Origin of the sequence: Rhizobium sp. BR 314, from assembly GCF_047445805.1 — a bacterium.
GTDB lineage: Bacteria > Pseudomonadota > Alphaproteobacteria > Rhizobiales > Rhizobiaceae > Rhizobium > Rhizobium lusitanum_B.
This window is the reverse complement of sequence record NZ_JARWLA010000006.1, coordinates 225,389-244,642: the sequence shown is the minus strand read 5'-3', so window position 1 is coordinate 244,642 and position 19,254 is coordinate 225,389. Positions and strand designations below refer to the sequence as shown.

16 protein-coding genes are annotated in these 19,254 nt (G+C 60.2%); 9 read left to right on the top strand and 7 right to left on the bottom strand.

The genetic code is table 11. From position 1 onward, the window contains the following. Positions 1-60: 60 nt before the first annotated feature. The 4 genes from QD461_RS11355 to QD461_RS11340 all read right to left on the bottom strand — a co-directional run bounded on the left by QD461_RS11355 (position 61) and on the right by QD461_RS11340 (position 4,094). Positions 61-885 (bottom strand): sugar phosphate isomerase/epimerase family protein, encoded by an 825-nt coding sequence (locus QD461_RS11355; RefSeq protein WP_414087855.1) that lies wholly within the window; start codon positions 883-885, stop codon positions 61-63. Positions 886-914: 29 nt separating this feature from the next. After that, positions 915-2,090, bottom strand: coding sequence for a dihydrodipicolinate synthase family protein (locus QD461_RS11350; protein WP_414087854.1), 1,176 nt, complete (start codon positions 2,088-2,090; stop codon positions 915-917). A gap of 12 nt (positions 2,091-2,102) precedes the next feature. Further along, positions 2,103-3,260, bottom strand: a complete 1,158-nt coding sequence (locus QD461_RS11345) for a Gfo/Idh/MocA family protein (protein WP_414087853.1) — start codon at positions 3,258-3,260, stop codon at positions 2,103-2,105. Positions 3,261-3,389: 129 nt separating this feature from the next. Next, on the bottom strand, positions 3,390-4,094 hold the full coding sequence (locus QD461_RS11340; RefSeq protein WP_414087852.1) for a TetR/AcrR family transcriptional regulator: 705 nt from the start codon (positions 4,092-4,094) through the stop codon (positions 3,390-3,392). 257 nt (positions 4,095-4,351) lie between these two features. Here QD461_RS11340 and QD461_RS11335 point away from each other — a divergent pair, with 257 nt between their 5' ends. Next, the gene (locus tag QD461_RS11335) at positions 4,352-5,569 is read left to right on the top strand and encodes a TIGR03862 family flavoprotein (RefSeq protein WP_414087851.1); all 1,218 of its coding nucleotides are present in this window, start codon (positions 4,352-4,354) and stop codon (positions 5,567-5,569) included. A gap of 45 nt (positions 5,570-5,614) precedes the next feature. On the opposite strand, the gene QD461_RS11330 is transcribed toward QD461_RS11335, so the two are convergent. Then, positions 5,615-6,382 (bottom strand): GntR family transcriptional regulator, encoded by a 768-nt coding sequence (locus QD461_RS11330; protein WP_414087850.1) that lies wholly within the window; start codon positions 6,380-6,382, stop codon positions 5,615-5,617. Positions 6,383-6,565: 183 nt separating this feature from the next. Here QD461_RS11330 and QD461_RS11325 point away from each other — a divergent pair, with 183 nt between their 5' ends. The 5 genes from QD461_RS11325 to QD461_RS11305 all read left to right on the top strand — a co-directional run bounded on the left by QD461_RS11325 (position 6,566) and on the right by QD461_RS11305 (position 11,489). Beyond that, a complete protein-coding gene (locus QD461_RS11325) occupies positions 6,566-7,552 on the top strand; it encodes an ABC transporter substrate-binding protein (RefSeq protein ID WP_414087849.1) in 987 nt (328 codons plus the stop codon). 88 nt (positions 7,553-7,640) lie between these two features. Further along, positions 7,641-8,420: an ABC transporter ATP-binding protein gene (locus tag QD461_RS11320; protein WP_414087848.1), complete on the top strand. Its 780-nt coding sequence runs from the start codon at positions 7,641-7,643 to the stop codon at positions 8,418-8,420. Between the two features lie 7 nt (positions 8,421-8,427). Further along, positions 8,428-9,351, top strand: coding sequence for an ABC transporter permease (locus QD461_RS11315; protein WP_414087935.1), 924 nt, complete (start codon positions 8,428-8,430; stop codon positions 9,349-9,351). 19 nt (positions 9,352-9,370) lie between these two features. Continuing rightward, positions 9,371-10,618, top strand: a complete 1,248-nt coding sequence (kynU, locus tag QD461_RS11310; protein WP_414087847.1) for a kynureninase — start codon at positions 9,371-9,373, stop codon at positions 10,616-10,618. 40 nt (positions 10,619-10,658) lie between these two features. Continuing rightward, positions 10,659-11,489, top strand: a complete 831-nt coding sequence (locus QD461_RS11305) for an alpha/beta hydrolase (protein WP_414087846.1) — start codon at positions 10,659-10,661, stop codon at positions 11,487-11,489. Between the two features lie 63 nt (positions 11,490-11,552). Here QD461_RS11305 and QD461_RS11300 read toward each other — a convergent pair whose 3' ends face one another. Next, positions 11,553-11,984: a VOC family protein gene (locus QD461_RS11300; RefSeq protein WP_414087845.1), complete on the bottom strand. Its 432-nt coding sequence runs from the start codon at positions 11,982-11,984 to the stop codon at positions 11,553-11,555. Positions 11,985-12,254: 270 nt separating this feature from the next. Here QD461_RS11300 and QD461_RS11295 point away from each other — a divergent pair, with 270 nt between their 5' ends. The 3 genes from QD461_RS11295 (at position 12,255) to QD461_RS11285 (ending at position 18,347) form a co-directional block, all read left to right on the top strand. Beyond that, positions 12,255-12,413 carry a hypothetical protein gene (locus QD461_RS11295; protein ID WP_414087844.1) on the top strand — a complete coding sequence of 53 codons (159 nt, stop codon included), beginning with the start codon at positions 12,255-12,257 and terminating at the stop codon, positions 12,411-12,413. Positions 12,414-12,441: 28 nt separating this feature from the next. Next, on the top strand, positions 12,442-14,910 hold the full coding sequence (locus QD461_RS11290) for a glycoside hydrolase family 2 protein (protein ID WP_414087843.1): 2,469 nt from the start codon (positions 12,442-12,444) through the stop codon (positions 14,908-14,910). 176 nt (positions 14,911-15,086) lie between these two features. Continuing rightward, positions 15,087-18,347 carry a GH36-type glycosyl hydrolase domain-containing protein gene (locus QD461_RS11285; protein WP_414087842.1) on the top strand — a complete coding sequence of 1,087 codons (3,261 nt, stop codon included), beginning with the start codon at positions 15,087-15,089 and terminating at the stop codon, positions 18,345-18,347. 58 nt (positions 18,348-18,405) lie between these two features. Here the strand turns inward: QD461_RS11285 and QD461_RS11280 are convergent, their stop codons facing one another. Further along, the gene (locus tag QD461_RS11280) at positions 18,406-19,236 is read right to left on the bottom strand and encodes an aldo/keto reductase (protein ID WP_414087841.1); all 831 of its coding nucleotides are present in this window, start codon (positions 19,234-19,236) and stop codon (positions 18,406-18,408) included. Positions 19,237-19,254 lie beyond the last annotated feature (18 nt).

Sequence of the window (19,254 nt, the reverse complement as noted above, 5' to 3'; positions counted from 1 at the left end):
AATTAAGCCGGGCCATTCGTGGCCCGGCTTTCTTGATGGTTCGTTCCAGGCCCTCCCGCGTCAGCAGGCGCTGCGGAAACGCTCGACACAGGTGGACAAAACCTCTTCTCCCGGTCGCGTCCACCAGTTGCTCTGGGAGAAAATTTCGACTTCCTGCAGCCCGAAAAAGCCCGCCTTCTCGATCTCGACACGGATGCCCTTGAGGTCGATGACGCCGTCGCCCATCATGCCGCGGTCAAGAAGCAGGTCCGTCGTCGGCACTAGCCAGTCACAGATATGATGCGCGAGGATCCGGCCACCGGCACCGGCGCGAGCAATCTGCTGATGAAGCTTCGGGTCCCACCAAACATGATAGACGTCGATCGCAACACCGATGCCGTCGCCCAGGAGATCGCAGATGTCGAGCGCCTGTTCGAGCGTGTTCACACAGGCACGGTCGGCAGCATACATCGGGTGCAGCGGCTCGATCGCGAGAGGAATGCCGGAGCTGCGTGCATGCGGCAGGATCGCAGCTATACCGTCGGCCACCATCTCACGGGCGTGAGCAATGTCTCTCGATCCTGCCGGAATACCACCCACTACAAGAACGAGGCAATCGGCGTTCAGCGCAGCCGCTTCGTCGATGGCCCGCTTGTTGTCGTCAATTGCCGCCGCCCTGCCCTCGGCATCAACAGCCGGAAACATGCCGCCTCGGCAAAGCCCGGTGACCTTGAGCTTGTTGTCTGCAACAATCCTGGCAGCTTCGGAAAGACCTATCTTGTGAACCTGATCGCGCCAGGGCGCGATCGCGACGATGTCCTGCTTCAGACAGGCTTCAACCGCCTGGCGCATATCATACTGCTGGCGCACCGTCGCCAGATTGATGGATAGTCCCTCGACTGTCATTGCGATGCTCCTCCCCAATCCTTTGTCCACTATTCGACGCCCACGGTGGCAAGGATGGTTTTCATCCGACGCACCGCCAGATCCGGATCGCGCAAAACACAGGCCGCATCCGCCAGCTGGAAAAGCTCGGAGAGATGCACGATGGAGCGCGTGCTCTGCTGGCCGCCAAGCATCTGGAAATGGTCCTGGAAGCCATTGAGATAGGCCAGGAAGACGACGCCGGTCTTGTAGAAGCGTGTCGGCGCCTTGAAGATGTGACGCGACAGCGGAACAGTCGGCGCCAAAATCTGTTGAAACGCATCGAGATCGTTCGCGGCAAGTTTCGCCAACGCCGCACTTGCGGCAGGCGCGATCGCGTCGAAGATGCCGAGTAGCGCGTGCGAATAGCCTTGATCGTCACCGGCGATCAGTTCGGCATAGTTGAAATCGTCACCCGTATACATCTTCACCGACGGATCGAGCCGGCGGCGCATGACGATTTCCTTCTCGGCCGACAGCAGCGAGATCTTGACGCCATCGACCTTGGCGGCGTTCTGATTGATGATCGCGACGGCTGTTTCCATCGCCTGCATATCATCCGTCGATCCCCAGTAACCTGCAAGTGCCGGGTCGAACATCGAACCGAGCCAGTGGATCATCACCGGCTCCTTGACCTGTCCGAGAATGCGGTCGTAGACGCGGGCATAATCGTCTGGGCCTTTGGCGGCGGCGGCAAGCGCCCGGCTTGCCATCAGGATGATGCGACCACCCTGCCCTTCGACATAGGCAACCTGCTCCTCATAGGCGCGAATGACATCGTCGATCGTGACCTCAGGCCCTGGCGGCAAATGGTCCGTGCCGGCGCCATAGGCAATCAACGCATCCGGTCGACCACGCGCCGCCGATTGCGCATGGGCGACCAGCTCCCGGGCGCCAGCCCAGTCGAGACCCATGCCACGCTGCGCCGTATCCATCGCCTCCGCGACGCCGAGACCGAGATCCCAGAGATATTCGCGAAATGCGATCGTACGTTCCCAGTCGATATTGCGGTCAAGCCAGGGATCATTGTCTGCGAAGGGATCGACGACAACGTGAGCTGCGGCATAGGCGACACGATTGAACTGATGACCACCCGCCGGTTTCAGCGGAGCGCTCACCGGCGTATTGGTGAGCGCGAAAGCGGCAAGCTTGCCACCGGCTATTGGCAAGCGAAGGCTTCTCGTCATGATGTCGACTCCTTAGAGAGCAGAAAGTGCAGGTACATCGACCCAGCGGCGCTCGGCCCAGCTCTGCTGCGCCAGTTCCGCCAACTGCACGCCCTTGGCGCCCTCGCGAAGCGTGAACTTCCACGGCGCATCCTCAGCGACATGGCACAGGAACTGCTCCCACTGCGCCTTGAAGCCGTTGTCGAAAAACTGCGTGTCGGGCACCTCGTCCCAGGTGTCGAAGAAGTTGATCGGTTGCGGTTGATCAGGGTTCCAGACCGGCTTCGGCGTATTGACACGATGCTGGGTCCAGCAACGCATCAGGCCGCAGACGGCCGAACCATACGTGCCGTCCACCTGGAAGGTGACGAGATCGTCGCGACGCACGCGAACCGCCCAGGAGGAATTGATATGGGCGATAACGCCGCCTTCGAGCTCGAAGGTGGCATAGGCGGCATCATCGGCATCGGCGACATAGGTCTTACCGTTCTCATCGACGCGGCTTGGGATATGGGTCGCGCCGAGGCAGCTGACGGACTGGACCTCGCCGAACAGATTATCGAGCACATAGCGCCAGTGCGGGAGCATATCGAGGATCATACCGCCGCCCTCTTTCTTCCGATAGTTCCAGGAGGGACGCTGTGCCTTCACACCCCAATCGCCTTCGAAGACCCAGTATCCGAACTCGCCGCGCACCGAGAGAATCTTGCCGAAGAAGCCGCTGTCGCGCAGCATGGCAATCTTACGCAGGCCTGGCAGGAACAGCTTGTCCTGCACCACACCGTTCTTGACGCCTCGGCGTTCCGCGGAAGCGGCAACCGAAAGTGCCTCTTCCAGCGTCTCGGAAATCGGCTTTTCGCAATAGACGTGCTTGCCGGCCGCAATTGCCCGCTCAAGCAGCTCAACGCGCATCTGCGTCGAACCGGCATCGAAGAAGATCGCATTGTTCGGATCGGCAAGAGCGGCGTCGAGATCGGTCGTCGTCTTCGAAAGACCGTGCTTGTGCGCAATCGCCTCGATCTTTTCGGCGTTGCGGCCGACAAGTACCGGCTCGGGCATCAACCGATCGCCGTTTGCCAACAGAACCCCACCCTGCTCGCGGATCGCCAGAATCGAACGCACCAGATGCTGATTGTAGCCCATGCGGCCGGTAATACCGTGCATGATGATACCGATCGACTTCGTCGCCATTAGAGTCATTCCTCCCGTAAATAACTATATAGTTACATAACTGACATGGCGAAGCGGTGCTGTCAACGGCCTAGGTCAATGGTCGTAGTGCAGGTCGGTGGAGATGTCGGGCTTGCAGCGAAAGGGCGCTTAAGGGCGCAGATAGGCGAAGATGACGTCGACGATATGTTCGCCCCAGGCATCGATCTCGGCTTTGTCGGAAAGGTTGCGCCGGAAGATCGTCGAAAGCGTCCAGCGGTTCGTCAGAAAGAAGGAGCCGAGCGCCGCGATGCTCATATAGATCTTGACGGGATCACAGTCTGGACGGAAGTCGCCGGCGGCAGATCCTCGATCAAGCAAGCCGGAAATCTCGGAAACCAACGGCGAGTGCAATTCGAAAATGCGTGCCGACCGTTTGAGGAAGCGGGCCTTGTGCATGTTCTCAGTGCTGAGAATACCAAGGAATTCAGGGTGATCCAGAAAATACTGCCAAGTGAAGACGACAAGCTCCCGCATACCGTCGGCGGGCGAGCGATGGGACAGATCGAGCCGTGCCTCAGCCGAGCGGATGGCGATGTAGCTGCCTTCCAGAACGGCAACATAGAGCGCATCCTTGCCGCCGAAATAATGATAGAGCATGCGCTTGTTGATCTTGGCGCGCTCCGCAATGGCGTCGACGCGAGCGCCGCCATAGCCGCGCTCGGCAAATTCCTTCGTTGCCGCCGCAAGGATCGCCTTGCTGGTGCGCTCCGCATCCCTGAGACGGGGCCGTTCCGATGAACTGCTGGATGCCTGATCCGCCCTTGCAGAGTCCTCGCTCTTCGTGCGGCGCTTTACAGTTCTGGCTTCCGGCATCATGGCTCCTGGCGACGTCTCTGAAGGCCTCGGCGACCCTTCCTGTCGCCGATAAGTAACCGATCATCGCGCAAGTTGACAGTCCCTCGCCATTTGGCAGCCGTAGTAACTGGACAGTTATATCGATTGAAATGTGGATATCGACCCGGCTCACAATCCGCTGGGGTGCGGATTTCGTCGAGAAATGAAAACGGCGATCTTGCTTTCGCTGCCGAGCCAGCCATAGAGAACGTATAGGAACGGACATCGGATGGCTCATGGCTGAGAAGCATATCGCAATCATCGGCGGAGGCCCCGCCGGGCTCATGGCGGCAGAAGTCTTGTCTTCATCCGGCCATCGCGTAACGGTATATGACAGCATGCCGACCGTCGCGCGCAAATTCCTGCTGGCGGGCAAATCCGGGCTGAACATCACCCATTCAGAAGACTTCGCACTTTTCGCCGATCGCTTTGGCACGGCATCACAGCGGCTGCGCGCCGCTCTGGATGGCTTCAAGCCAAGCGATATCCGAGCCTGGGCCGAGGATTTGGGAACAGAAACATTCATCGGGTCGAGCGGCCGTGTTTTTCCGAAGGTGATGAAGGCATCGCCACTGCTGCGCGCCTGGCTCGCTCGGCTGGAGGCACGGGGCGTTAGCATCCTGACGCGGCATCACTGGTCCGGCTTCACCCATGAGCGACTGGTGTTCGAGACGCGGCAGGGCCAAAGCTTGGTCGAATGTGACGCCATGCTGCTCGCGCTCGGCGGAGCCAGCTATCCCCGATTGGGCTCGGACGCCGCATGGGTCGACTGGCTTGGCAACCGGAAAATCGACATCGCCCCCTTTCAACCGGCCAATTGCGGCTTTGAGGTTGCCTGGAGTGAAGCATTCCGGGACCGTTTCGCCGGTGCGCCGCTGAAGGCCGTTACGGCGACCTCCGAGGCCGGAACATTTCCCGGCGAATTCGTCATTTCAAAAACGGGTATAGAGGGCAGCCTCGTCTATGCGCATGCCGCCGCACTCCGCGACCGGCTAGCCAATGAAAACAGTGCCGCGCTGATCATCGATCTGGCGCCCGGCCGCACCACCGAACGGCTGGCTCGCGATCTGGCGCGACAAGATCCGAAAGCCAGCCTGTCCAACCGCCTGCGCAAGGCTGCCGGAATAGAAGGCGTGAAGGCTGGCCTTGTTCGTGAGCTTGTCGGGCCGCCTGCCCTTTCGCAACCGGAAGATCTTGCTCGCCTGCTCAAGGCCTTGCCCATTCCATTGCTGAGACCAAGGCCTATTGCCGAGGCCATATCGTCAGCCGGCGGCATCCGCTGGAGCGAGCTGGACGACAATTATATGGTAAGGAAGCTTCCCGGCGTCTTCGCGGCCGGAGAAATGATCGACTGGGAGGCTCCGACGGGTGGCTACCTCCTCACCGCTTGTTTTGCCACCGGACGAATGGCAGCCAAAGGCCTGGACGCCTGGCTCGGGCGGCAGCGGCAGTAGGATCGGCCTCAAGCCTCATCGATCGCGCTGAGAGGTCAGAAACGTCTATGGCCGCGCGCCAGCAAGCGGCTTCGACCCTTCCTGCTCAACTGTTTCATCTTCCGAACGAATATAGACCTGAAGAGAGTAGCCTATGTGCTCGGTCATCAGTTCCTTCGCACGCGGGAGATCACGGTCGAGAGCTGCCTCCATCAATGCTGTATGGTGCTCGAGCGCCATTGCATCTTGCAAGGCGGCCGCCGCCTTCTCGTAGCCGATCGTAAGACCGGCGGCGGCGCGCTGAGTCGGCGCGAGACCGAGGAAACGGTGATGGCGCCGAAGCTGATCGCTGATCGTAGCCTGGAAGCGCAGCAGCCAGTGCGAAGTGGCTGCGCTTAAAAGTGCTGCGTGGAAGGCCGTATGCTTCTCGTCCCAATCATCGGCCATCTCGTCGGACGCGTCATCCGGCACGATCTTGCAGCGCGAGAGCCGATAATGCGCCGTGACGACAGCCGATTCCCAATCCGAGCCGCCCCTTTCGATCGATTCCATGAGCAACGGCAACTCGACGATCATACGCGCGCGCATCAGGTCTTCCAGCTCTTCACGCGAGACCGGTGCGACGGCAAAGCCACGATTGCTGACCGCCGTCACCAGCTTCTCAGCCTCCAGCCGCGAAAGTGCCTCACGAAGCGGCGTCCAACCAACTCCATAGCTGTCTCGCAAGGCCCCGAGCCGCAAGGATGCGCCGGGCCTCAGCCTCGTATTGAGGATATCGCGCCGCAACAGCGCATAGGCCGCCTCCGTTTTGCTCAACGCGTCCTTGTCTTCCATGCCCTCATCCCATCATCTCTCGGCCAGGATTATATATAAAATCGCCGCATAGGGAAAATATATATTAAAGCTGCACGCCCTGCATATCATATATCTCAAATTGACAGGAGTTCAGCAGTCGCTATGATCCCCGCCAAGCGAGCCTGAGGGAACATGGCTCCTTGACACATCCGGGAGGGAAATATGCGTAAATCTACGTCCAAATGGCTGTCCAGCCTCGTGGTCGCCGGTGCATTTATGGCGGGCGTCGCCACGGCGTCAGCCGAACCCATCAAGATCGCAATCGCAAACTTCGGCGAGCATCCGCAGCTCAACGCCTCGATCGCCGGTTTCAAGAAGGCGCTTGCCGAGAACGGCTTCGTTGAAGGCAAGGATGTCGTCTATTCCGAAAGCAATACGAGCTTCGACGCATCGCTCGTGCCGCAGATGATCGCCAAGCTCCAAGCAGAACATCCGAAGCTGATGTACACGGTCACAACGCCGGTATCGCAGATCGCCAAGAAGGCGCTTGCCGGCTCCGGCATTCCGATCGTCTTCACTGCGGTCACCGATCCGGTCGCCGCCAAGCTCGTCCCGTCTTGGGATTCAGGTGATGTCGGCATCACCGGTTCGAGCGACCTGCAGGACATTTCCGCCGTCTTGACCTTCACCAAAAAGCTGCTTCCGAATGCCAAGCGCATCGGCGTGCCCTACAATCCGGGCGAAGCCAACGACGTCGCACTCATCGATAAGGTGAAGGCAGCCGCTCCAGCGGCCGGCCTCGAAGTGGTGCCTGTCGGCGTTGACAACGTTAACGACATCCAGCAGCGCATTGCCTCTCTCGCCGGCAAGGCTGACGTGATCTACACGCCCGCCTCCAACCTGTTGCAGCCGGCGATTCCCGCCGTTGCCGCCGCCGCTCGCCAGGCGCAGATCCCGATCGTCAATTCCGACGACGCCGCAGTTCGCAACGGTGTCGTGCCGGCAAGCTTCGCCGTCAACTACATCCAGGTCGGCGAGAATGCCGGCAAGATTGCCGCGCAGATCCTGAAGGGCGCTGACCCGAAGACGATCAAGCCCTCCGTTCCAGCCTACAAGGACCACGCGCCGCTGATCAACAAGGCCGTCCTGAAGGCATTCGGTGCCGAAGTGCCTGCTTCGCTTGCCGATTGCAATTGCTTTACGAAGTAATAGGCGGCATTTTCGAGGGATCAATCCGATCCATGGCGGCGTCAAAGGCGCCGCCATTTCATAACCCTACACTGCAGGGGAGGCACGGATGCTGGATATCAAATCCGCGCGCAAGGTTTTCTACAAAGGCCAGCCCGACGAAAAGGTCGCGCTCAATGGCTTGACGCTCTCCCTCAAAACAGGCGAATTCGGTGTCGTTATCGGCTCGAATGGCGCGGGCAAGAGCAGCATGCTCAACGCGATCTCCGGCGCTCTCAACCTCGATTCCGGTCAGATCCTCATCAACGGTAACGACGTCACCGGCATGCCGGTGCATAAGCGTGCCGCACGCCTCGCCCGCGTGTTCCAGGACCCCATGAAGGGAACCGCAGCCAGCATGACGGTCGGCGAGAACATGCTTCTGGCCGAGCTACGCGGCAAAAGCCGGGGATTTCGCCCCGGCCTGAACGCAGCCCGTCTCGCTGCATATAAAGAACGGCTCGCCGTTCTCGGCCTCGGCCTGGAAAACCGCCTCGACACCAAGGTGGAGCTTCTTTCGGGCGGCCAGCGCCAGTCGCTGTCGCTCATCATGGCGGTCGGTGGATCGCCCGACGTATTATTGCTCGACGAGCATACGGCCGCACTCGATCCCCGCACCGCCGACATCGTCATGCAGGCAACGGTGCGCACCGTCGAGGCGCTGAAGCTGACGACATTGATGGTGACGCACAACATGCAGCACGCCGTCGATTTCGGAGACAGCATCATTATGCTCGATGCCGGGCGTGTTCATCTCGAAATTACAGGTGAAGGCAAGCGGCGCATCACCGTGCCGGAACTCATTGGTCATTTCGCCGTCAAGACCGACCGCATGCTGCTGGTGAGCTGACATCATGATGGATTTCATTCAATCGACCGTTTCGAGCTTCGTCTCGCTTATCCCGGTCACGCTGGCCCAGAGCTTTATTCTGAGCTTCGTCGTCCTTGGGATCATGATCCCATTCCGGATGCTGAGTTTTCCGGACCTGACCAGTGAAGGCGCATTTCCGCTCGGCGGCTGCGTCTGCGGCATATTGCTGGCAGCCGGTGTCTCGCCACCGCTTGCGATCGCCGTTGCCTTCGTCGTCGGCCTTGCCGCCGGCTGCTGCACCGCCTTCATTCACCTTCGCTTCCGCATTCACACGCTGCTGGCCGGCATCCTGATGTCGACCATGCTGTACAGCGTCAACCTCGGCATCATGGGCAAATCCAACCTCTCCGTTTTCGGCTCGCCAACCGTCTTCGACGTCGTGCCGTTCACGGAGCCTGGTTTCCCCGCCAGCAAGATCGTCATTGCCGGCCTGCTTGCGGTCGTCGTGCTGATTGGACTTAACCTCTACTTCAAGACGGAAAAGGGCACGGCTATGCGCGCCGTTGGCTCCAACCCCGACATGGCCGAGGCGCAGGGCATCAACGTCTGGGCTGCAACCATCGGCGGCGTCGGCATCGCCAGCGCATTCTCCGCCGCCAGCGGCGCCCTGATGGTACAGTCGCAGGGCTTTGCCGACGTCAACATGGGCATCGGCATCCTGATCAACGGTCTTGCGGCCCTCATGATCGGTGAAGCTTTCACCGGCAAGCAAACTGTGCTGCGTCAGCTGCTGGCACCCTTCGTCGGGGCAATCATCTACTATCAGCTCGTATCGCTCTGCCTTGCAGCCGGCATGCCACCACCGAATTTGAAGCTCGCAACCGGTCTGTTCGTACTGATCATGCTGGCCTTGCCCAGCATCCGCCGGAGCCGCGGCGGTGCAGCCACCCGGGAAACCATTCGCGAATAAATCAAGAGGCCATAGTATCATGGACAGCCTTCCCGATCTCGCAGCCATCGAGGCTATGGACGAGACCGATCCACTGCGCGCATTCCGCAGCCGTTTTGCTCTGCCGTCGGGCGTCATCTACCTCGACGGCAACTCGCTCGGCGCGGCATCGCATGAAGTCTTCGCCGAGCTGCGTCATGCAGCGATGGAAGAGTGGGGCAATGGCCTGATCCGCAGTTGGAACAGCGCCGGCTGGTTTCATCTGCCGCTCGAACTCGGCGACCGCATCGGCCGGCTGATCGGCGCGGCGGAAGGCCAGACCGTCGTGACCGACTCGACCTCGATCAACATCTACAAGACCCTGCATGCCGCGTTGGCGATGCGGCCGGACCGCAACGTCATCGTAGCCGAAGGCGACAGCTTTCCGACCGATCTCTACATGGCCGAGGGCGTCGCCTCGACCCGCGCCGGCGTCACGCTCCGTCTCGAGGGCCGCGATGCGGATACGATCGAAGAGCTGATTGACGACAGCGTCGCCGTCGTCCTCATCAATCATGTCAACTACAAGAATGGCGAACTGCGCGACATGGCAGCGCTGACCAAGCGCATCCAGGCATCGGGCGCGTTGGTCATCTGGGATCTCTGCCACAGCGCCGGTGCTCTCCCGGTCGATCTCGATGGCGCGCATGCCGATTTCGCCGTCGGTTGCTCCTATAAATATCTGAACGGCGGCCCTGGTGCGCCGGCCTTCATTTATGCGGCGCGTCGCCATCACCAATCGATCGTCCAGCCGCTCAGCGGCTGGTGGGGCCATGCCCGCCCGTTTGCCTTCGAGCGCGGCTTTGATGGCGATGTCGGCATCAGGCGTTTCCTCTGCGGCACGCAACCCATTCTCTCCCTGAGGGCGCTGAAGGGTGCGCTCAGCATCTGGGACGAAGTGGATATGAACGCGTTGCGCCAGAAAAGCATCGCCCTTAGCGATCTCTTCATCCGGTTGGTCGAGGCAAAGTGCAGCCAGTACGGCGTCGTGCTCGACACCACCCGTAACAGCGAAAAGCGCGGCAGCCAGGTCTCCTTCACCCACAGCAATGGCTATGAGATCATGCAGGCGCTGATCGAGCGCGGCGTCATTGGTGATTTCCGCGCGCCTTCGACACTGCGCTTCGGCTTTACGCCGCTTTACGTCAGCTATCGCGACGTATGGCTGGCGGCCTCAGTGCTCGAGGAAATTCTGAGCAGTGGATCTTGGCGCGATCAGCGTTTTGCCGTTCGCTCGGCAGTGACCTGATCCCCGTCATGTTGGTCGGCGAACCGCGCAGGAGCCGCAGATGAGCTATTTCAATGTCACCGATTGGGACAGCGCCTACACGAATAGCGCCTACATCGTCGATGGCGACCAATGGCCAGAGGCCTGGATCGAGCCGGCTCGATCGTTCCGAGACAGCATGGCGGCGGCCGGTCGCGCGAAACTCGACCTTGCCTATGGTTCCGGTGAGCGCAATCGCTTCGACCTCTTTCTGCCCCAAGGAGAGCCCAAGGGACTGGTCGTCTTCGTTCATGGCGGCTACTGGCTGCAGATGGATAAGAGCTATTCGTCGCATCTGGCAACGGGCTCGATTGTGGCCGGTTATGCGGTGGCGATGCCTTCCTACACGCTTTGCCCGGAAAATAGCATCAGTGGGATAGGCCGGGAAATAGGCGCAGCAATCACGGCAGCGGCCGGAATGGTCGACGGCCCCATCATCTTGACGGGACACTCGGCCGGCGGGCAACTGGCGGCACGCATGATGACGACCACATCGCCGCTTGGCGAGCCGATCCTCAAGCGTATCCGTCATGTCCTGGCCATCTCCGGCGTGCATGATTTGCGCCCGATCATGAAGCGTAGCATGAACAAGGAGCTTCGTATCGATGATGCCGAAGCGAGGGCCGAAAGCCCGGCGCTGCTGGAGCCGGTCGGGACCATCCGCTTGACCTGCTGGGTCGGCGGCGCCGAACGCGCCGAGTTTGTCCGGCAGAATGCATTGCTCGCCAATATTTGGGTCGGGCTTGGCGCCGCAACGGCTGTGGTGGTCGAGCCGGACAAACATCACTATTCGGTATTGGACGGCCTCATGGACGCTGATCATCCGCTGACGCGAACCCTGCTCGCGGTATAGAAATCTCGAAACAGCAGTGAAAACATGCCCTCGGCACAAGCCTGCACCGAGGGCATTTCAGCATCATTCGTTGACGGGTGCGTTCATGGCCCAGATGACACCAAAGGGATCACGCATCTGACCCCAGCGATCACCCCAGAACATCACCTGCGGCTCAACGACGACCTCCAGTCCCGCATCGACGGCTCGCTTCCACCACCTGTCGAAGTCTTCGACCACCAGCTGCATGACGAAGGACTGCGGCTTCTCCAACGCATGGCCGTACTCAGGATAGGCGTCGCCCAGCATGACCGAGCTGCCGTTGATATAGAGATGGATATGCATCGTCCGGCCCTTTTCATCGGCCGGAAACATGAACGCCTCCTCCGCGCCGAAGGCACGCTTATAGAAATCGGCTGCCTTGACCGCGCCATCCACCGTCAGATAGGCCACCACGCCGCCGCGAACGGGCACACGTGGCTGAGAGGATTGCTTCTGGTCTGCTGCATCAGTCATGTTCGTCTCCTTGCGAACGGGATTTGATTATCGCCCTTTGAGATGGGCTAGCCCAAGGACGTTGGCATAAGCAACTTTCCGACAGGGCGGATGATTTTTATTTTTCGGAAGGCGTGAAGACATCGTCAATGCAATCGTTATGCCTGAACGGATTTGAGAGGTGAGTGCCATGCGCCGCCTTCTACACCTGGTAAAATTATCAGGAGCACTGCGACCTTTCGCTCCGATATCGCCGGCCGGTTGGCTTGACAGCTTTTGTCGAGCGACAATATGTCTTCAAACAATGGAGGACTGATGGTGCTTGGCATCGCTGACATCGAGGAGAAGCGCTCATCGATCGATCGTCGGCTGAGCGACGTGATGTCGCGACGGATACACCAGCGCCATATACGAGCCGGCATAGATTTCATTGCGCCAAAGGCTGTTTGAGACATCAATTTCATCACGGACATATGACATGAAAAGACAGACGCTCGACACCGGCTGGACCATCTCGCGCCTTCGCGCGCCCTCCACCGCACCGTCACTACCCAATGCCATACCGGCGGCGGTCCCCGGCAACGTGCATCTCGACCTCATGGCGGCGCAGCTGATCACCGATCCCTATCTCGACGTCAATGAGATATCGCAGGATTGGATTGGCCACTCGGCGTGGCGCTACCGCCTCGCTTTCGACTGGGACAGCGACAGTGCCGAACGCATCGATCTCTCATGCCTCGGCCTTGATACGGCGGCGCGCCTAGAACTGAACGGCACGCTCCTCGGCGTAACCCGCAACATGCATCGCAGCTACCGCTTCGACATCGGCGACAACCTCAAGAGCGGGCGCAACGAGCTGATCGTTGATTTTCAATCCGCCTACGAGCATGGGGAAGAGGTGCGCAAACAGCTCGGCAGCGCCGCCGATATCCCGCAAAACTATCCTGGCCCGAGCAATCTCATCCGCAAAATGGCCTGCAATTTCGGCTGGGACTGGGGCCCAACTGTCGTTACCTCAGGCATTTGGAAACCGATCGTCATCGAAAGCTGGTCGAAGGCGCGTCTCGGTGCCATCCGCCCCGAAATCACGCTGCAGGGTAGTCAGGGCGTTGCGCGTCTGCATGTCGAGATCGAATGGGCGGAGAAAGGTACGGACAGCGTAGCACTCGTCTTGTCCGTTGGCGGCAAACGTTCGGAGGTTCGGGTTGCGCAAGGCGAGACTCACGCTCTGATCGAGTGCCGCATCGACAATCCACAGGTCTGGTGGCCTCATGGAATTGGCGGACAGCCGCTCTACGATCTCGAGCTGCAATTGCTCGGCTCGGATGCAACGGCACTCGACGGCTGGAAGCGCCGCGTCGGCTTCCGTTCCGTGCGGCTCGATACGACGCCGGATGAAATCGGCTCGGCCTTCACGCTCGTCGTCAATGATGTCCCTGTCTTTGCGCGCGGCGCGAACTGGATCCCGGACGATTGCTTCCTGCCACGCGTGACCCGCGAGCGCTACCGCGAAAGGATCGCCCAGGCCCGCGATGCCAACATGAACTTGTTGCGCGTCTGGGGTGGCGGCATCTACGAAACCGACACGTTCTTCGAGGAATGCGATGCGGCGGGCATCATGGTCTGGCAGGACTTCCTGTTTGCCTGCGCCACCTATCCCGAAGAAGAACCGGTTTATGGCGAGATCGAGGCGGAGGCGCGCGAGGCGATCACCAGGCTGATGCCCTACGCCTCGCTGGTCATCTGGAACGGCAATAACGAGAATATCTGGGGTTACTTCGACTGGGGATGGCAGGATGTACTCGGCAACCGACCTTGGGGTGCCGGCTATTATCTCGATCTCTTGCCGAAATTGGTCGCTGAGATCGATCCGACCCGGCCTTATTGGGCAGGCAGCCCCTATTCAGGATCGATGGAAATCGCGCCGAATGTAGACGAGCATGGCTGCAAGCACATCTGGGATGTCTGGAATGAGGTCGGCTACGAAACCTACCGCAACTATATCCCGCGCTTCTGCTCCGAATTCGGCTGGCAGGCGCCCCCCACCTTTGCAACGCTTGCCCAATCCGTGCGAGAGAAAGATCGTGCCCCGGCTTCGCCGGGCGTACTGCATCATCAAAAGGCGACGACCGGCAACGACAAGCTGCTGATGGGATTGGAGGGCTGGTTCCCACATCCACAAACATTCGACGACTGGCTTTTCGTCACGCAGCTGAACCAAGCGCGCGCGATCAGCTACGGCATCGACCATATGCGCTCGCACCGGCCGACCTGCATGGGCACTATCGTCTGGCAACTCAATGATTGCTGGCCCGTCACCTCCTGGGCTGCCGTCGATGGCGCCGGCCGGAAGAAGCCGCTCTGGTACGCCTTGAAGCACAGCTATGCACCGCATCTCCTCACCATCCAGCCGCGCGGCGATGGTCTGACTGCGGTTGCCGTCAACGATTCAACCCTGTTCTGGCGCGTGCCCTTCACCGTTGAACGCTTCGATTTCAACGGCACTCTGCTTGCCCGTCACCATGTCTGGCGCGTTCTGTGCGATCGTTTCGAGAATGCTGACATCGAGATCCCCGCCGATGTCGCGACGCCCGGCGATCCCAGCCGGGAATATCTGCGCGCCCGCCTCGGCGATACCGAGGCCTGGTGGTTTTTCGAAAAGGATATGAAGCTGCGTTATCCGCAGCCGCGCTTCGACATCGAGAGCGCCGAAACGCCGGACGGGATAGCGGTGACCATCACCGCGCAGTCGCTTCTGCGCGACCTTTGCCTCTTCGTCGATCGCATCAGCCCGAATGCCGAGGTGGACGACATGCTCGTCACCCTCGCGCCAGGCGAAAGCAGGACATTCAAGGTGAAGGGCGTTTCCAGGGAGGCGTTCGACGATGCCGATCTGTCGACCGTCCTTCGCACGGCCAGTCAGGTTGCAGAGCGTTCGCATCATTGAACTTGGCACCGGCTTTTCCTGAAATTTCGGGCGCCTAGTGACGGATCGGAGCAGCTATCGCATGTAAACCGTCACGAAATATTGCGCAGGTGAACGAAGATTTGCCTCCTATGATCAGGCGCCGCCTTGTGATCTAGTGCCTCTTATCCGATCCATGAATCAGCGAGACACCGCTTATGTCCTTCGACGCCAATCGCAGCTTTCAAACGCCCCGTCGCGAAGAACTTGGCCTTCTCACGCTTGGCAATAGCGCCGGTCTTTCGGCCTCGGCTCTACCGAACGGCACGCTTTTCTCAATCGATTTCGCCGACCAGCAGGGCGGTGTCATGATCAGCCAGGTGCTCGGCTCGCCCGTTTACGGCGGAATAGGCAGGCTTTATCTGCGCGTTGGCGGCGCTAAGCCAAAGACGGCTGAAATTGTCGGGCCGAAGGCTGCGGTGCGGTTCGGTCATGCCGAAAGCGGCTTTTGCTGGAGCGGCGAGACGGCAGGTATCAGGCACACGGTCAACTTAACGCTTCATCCGAGTGAAGCGGCATGGTTCTGGCAAGTGTCGCTGGAAAATTCGACCGGCGCGGCTCTCGAGGCCGATCTTGTTCTTCTTCAGGACGTCGGCCTTGGCGACCGTGGCTTCCTGATGAACAGCGAAGCCTATGCCTCGCAATATATCGACCACCATATTGCCGGCCATGCCGCCTTCGGGCCTGTCATCATGAACAGGCAGAACCTCAAGCAAGGTGGTGGACGCAATCCATGGCTGGCGCAAGGTTGCCTGGAAGGAGCTGCAGCCTACGCGACCGATGCAATCCAGCTCCTCGTGCCGTCGAAAAACAATGACGGCGTTATGGTGCCTGACTTCGGCACTAGCTTGCCGAGTATCCGCAAGCAGCACGAGGTTGCCTGCCCGGCGATCCAGTCGAAGCCGCTGACGCTTGCGCCGACCGCAAACACAACGACAACCTTCTTTGGCGTGTTCGTCGCCGACCATCCGGCAGCCTCAAGCGATGCCGATCTTGCCCGCCTCGACAACCTCGCGACATTGCATGGCGCACTGACCAAGGACACAATCGCTGCCACCCAACCTGCCCGCAGCCTCGTCCAGGACGCGCCTCTCGCCGCGAGTGCGAGCCTCGGTCAGTCCGAAATCGATGCGCTTTACCCCAAGCGCATGCTCGAGGAGCACGTGGGCGGAAAGCTCGTTTCCTTCTTTGTGCCCGACGGTGGGCACGACCGACATGTCGTGCTCGCTGACAAGGAACATCTTGTGGCTCGCCGGCACGGATCCATCATCCGCAGCGGGCAGAACATTCTCCTCGATGACAAGACCTTGGCGGCCACCTGCTGGATGCAGGGTATTTTCGCCGCGCAACTGACCATCGGCAACACCTCTTTCCACAAGCTCTTCTCCGTCTCCCGCGACCCCTACAATCTGACCCGCGCGAGCGGCCTGCGCATTCTGGTGGATCTCGGCGAAGGCTGGCGTCTGCTCGGCGTACCCTCCACTTTCGAGATGGGCCTCAGCGATGTGAGCTGGACCTATCGGCTGTCTGGCCGCACCATATCCGTGTCCGCAATCGCTTCCGGCGACGATCCGGCCATGCAGTGGAGCGTCACCGTCGAAGGCGACGCCTGCCGCTTCCTCGTCTTCGGCCACATCGTTCTTGGCGAACGCGACTATGAAGCCGTGGCCAATATCGCCATCGACACGGTCAACAAGAGGATTTCCTTCCGCCCGCAACCCTCCTGGCTGTGGGACCGCTATCCGAATGCCGCCTACCACCTCGTCACGTCGACGCCGGATGCCTTCGAGGCCATCGGCGGCGACGAGCTGCTGTATAGCGACGGAATCTCGCGCAATGGTCCGTTCATCGCGCTGAAGTCGCATCCCACGCAGACCTTCCGCTTTGCCGTTACCGGTTCGATGGCCGACGCGGCGACCGGTGAGGCTTTTGCGGCACGTTATGCCAAGGGTGTGGAGAGCAGCGAGATGCTGGCGCCTGCGCAACGCTTCTGGAGCCACGTAACGCGCGGTACGCGTATCGAAGGCGATGGTCGGGATGTGGCGGCACAGTCCGTCATGGTGCCTTGGATCGCGCATGACGCCATCGTGCATCTGAGCGTGCCGCATGGGTTGGAGCAATATACGGGCGCGGCCTGGGGTACGCGCGACGTCTGCCAGGGGCCGATCGAGTTCCTGCTCGCCTATGAGCATGACGAAGAGGTCCGACAGATCCTCATTACGCTGTTCTCCGAACAATATCGGGATCGCGGCGACTGGCCGCAGTGGTTCATGCTGGAGCCCTACGCCAATATCCGTGCAGGCGAGGCGCATGGCGACATCGTCGTCTGGCCTTTGAAGGCACTCTGCGACTATATCGAGGCCACCGGCGATATCACCCTGCTTGCCGAAACCGTTCCGTGGCGGGCCGACGATACCGTACAATTGACCTCGGAACGCGCGACGATCTCCGATCATGTCGAGAAGCTGCTCGACACCGTGCGCAGCCGCTTCGTGCCAGGAACCAGCCTCATTCGCTATGGCGAAGGCGATTGGAACGACAGCCTGCAGCCGGCCGATCCGCACCTGCGCGACTGGATGGTAAGCAGTTGGACCGTTTCGCTGCTGTATGAGCAGCTCGTGCGCTATGCCAATATCCTGACGCTTGCCAGCCGCAACGAAGAGGCACAGTCGCTGCAGGCAACGGCTGCCACCATGCGCGCCGATTTCAACCGGCTGCTGATGCGCGACGGTATCGTCGCCGGCTACGGCGTCTTCGACCCGAGCCATGACGGCGTCGAACTGCTACTGCATCCCGACGATACAAGAACCGGTCTGCATTATTCGCTGATCGCGATGACCCAGCCGATGATCGGCGGCCTGTTCACACCCGATCAGCGTCATGCTCACATGAAGATCATCCGCGAGAACCTCCTGTTCCCGGATGGCGTGCGTTTGATGGAAAAGCCGGCGACCTATTCCGGCGGCCCGGAAAAGTTGTTCCGGCGCGCCGAATCCTCATCCTTCTTCGGTCGCGAAATCGGGCTGATGTATGTGCATGCGCATCTGCGCTACTGCGAGGCGCTGGCACTCGACGACGATGCGGAAGCAGTGTGGGAAGCGCTCGCGCTTGCCAATCCGATCGCCGTCAGCGGCAGGCTGGAGCATGCATCGCTGCGCCAGCGCAACACCTATTTCAGCAGCAGCGACGCCGCCTTCGACGACCGTTATCGCGCATCTGCGGATTGGGCTCGCGTCAAGGCGGGCGACATTGCCGTCGATGGTGGCTGGCGCACTTATTCCAGCGGTCCCGGCCTCTATACCAAGAGCCTGATAGGGAATGTCTTCGGCATTAAACGGCAGTTCGGCCAGCGCATCCGCAAACCGCTCTTGCCCGCCTCGATCGGCGCTTGTGAGGTCAAACTGGATTTCAAGGCCTGAAATCATCAGTAAAAAAGGGGGCCGTTGAGCGGCTCCCTTCTTAATTGTCCTGCGAGAGTTAAGCAGCTTCGTCCCAAACCGGCGCGAGCCCGTCGGGGCTGACGATACGGCCCTTCGGCTGCGCCAGTGCGTGGATCGCAGCCATCTCGTCCTGCGAAAGCGCAAAATCGAAGATGGCGGCATTTTCTGCCGCGCGGGTTTCCGACACCGTCTTGGAGAGGGTGATCAATCCCTGCTGGACGATCCAGCGCAGGACGATCTGGGCAATCGATTTTCCATGCCGATCGGCAATGTCCTTCAGCACCGGATCAGAAAGCACCTTGCCATCAGCCATAGCGTAATAGGCGGTTACCGACATGCCGAGGCTGACGGCGGTCTCCATGACAAGCGACTGGTCGAGATAGGGGTGATATTCGACCTGGTTGTTGACGAGCGGCAAATCGCTGACGCGAGCCGCCTCGCGCATCAAAGTCCGGTTGAAGTTGGAAACGCCGATATGGCGAACCTTGCCTGCCTTTGCTACCTCATTGAGGGCGCCGATCTGCTCAGCAAGCGGCACGGCGTCATTCGGCCAATGCAGAAGCAGGAGGTCGACGTAGTCTGTCTTCAGCTTCTTCAGACTTTCGTCGACCGAAGCGACGAAGGCGTTGTGGGAATAGTTCTCGACCCAGACCTTCGTGGTCAGGAACAGATCTGCGCGAGCGATACCCGAGCGGAGAATACCGTCGCCGACGTCAGCCTCGTTGCCGTAGATCTGGGCGGTATCGATGTGGCGATAGCCATTGCGCAGCACATGCTCTACCATGCGCTGGGTGTCCGGGCCGGGCATACGGAACGTGCCGAAGCCGAGAGCTGGGATGGATGCGCCATTGGCGTTGACGATTTCCATTGGGATAGTCCTTTCCTT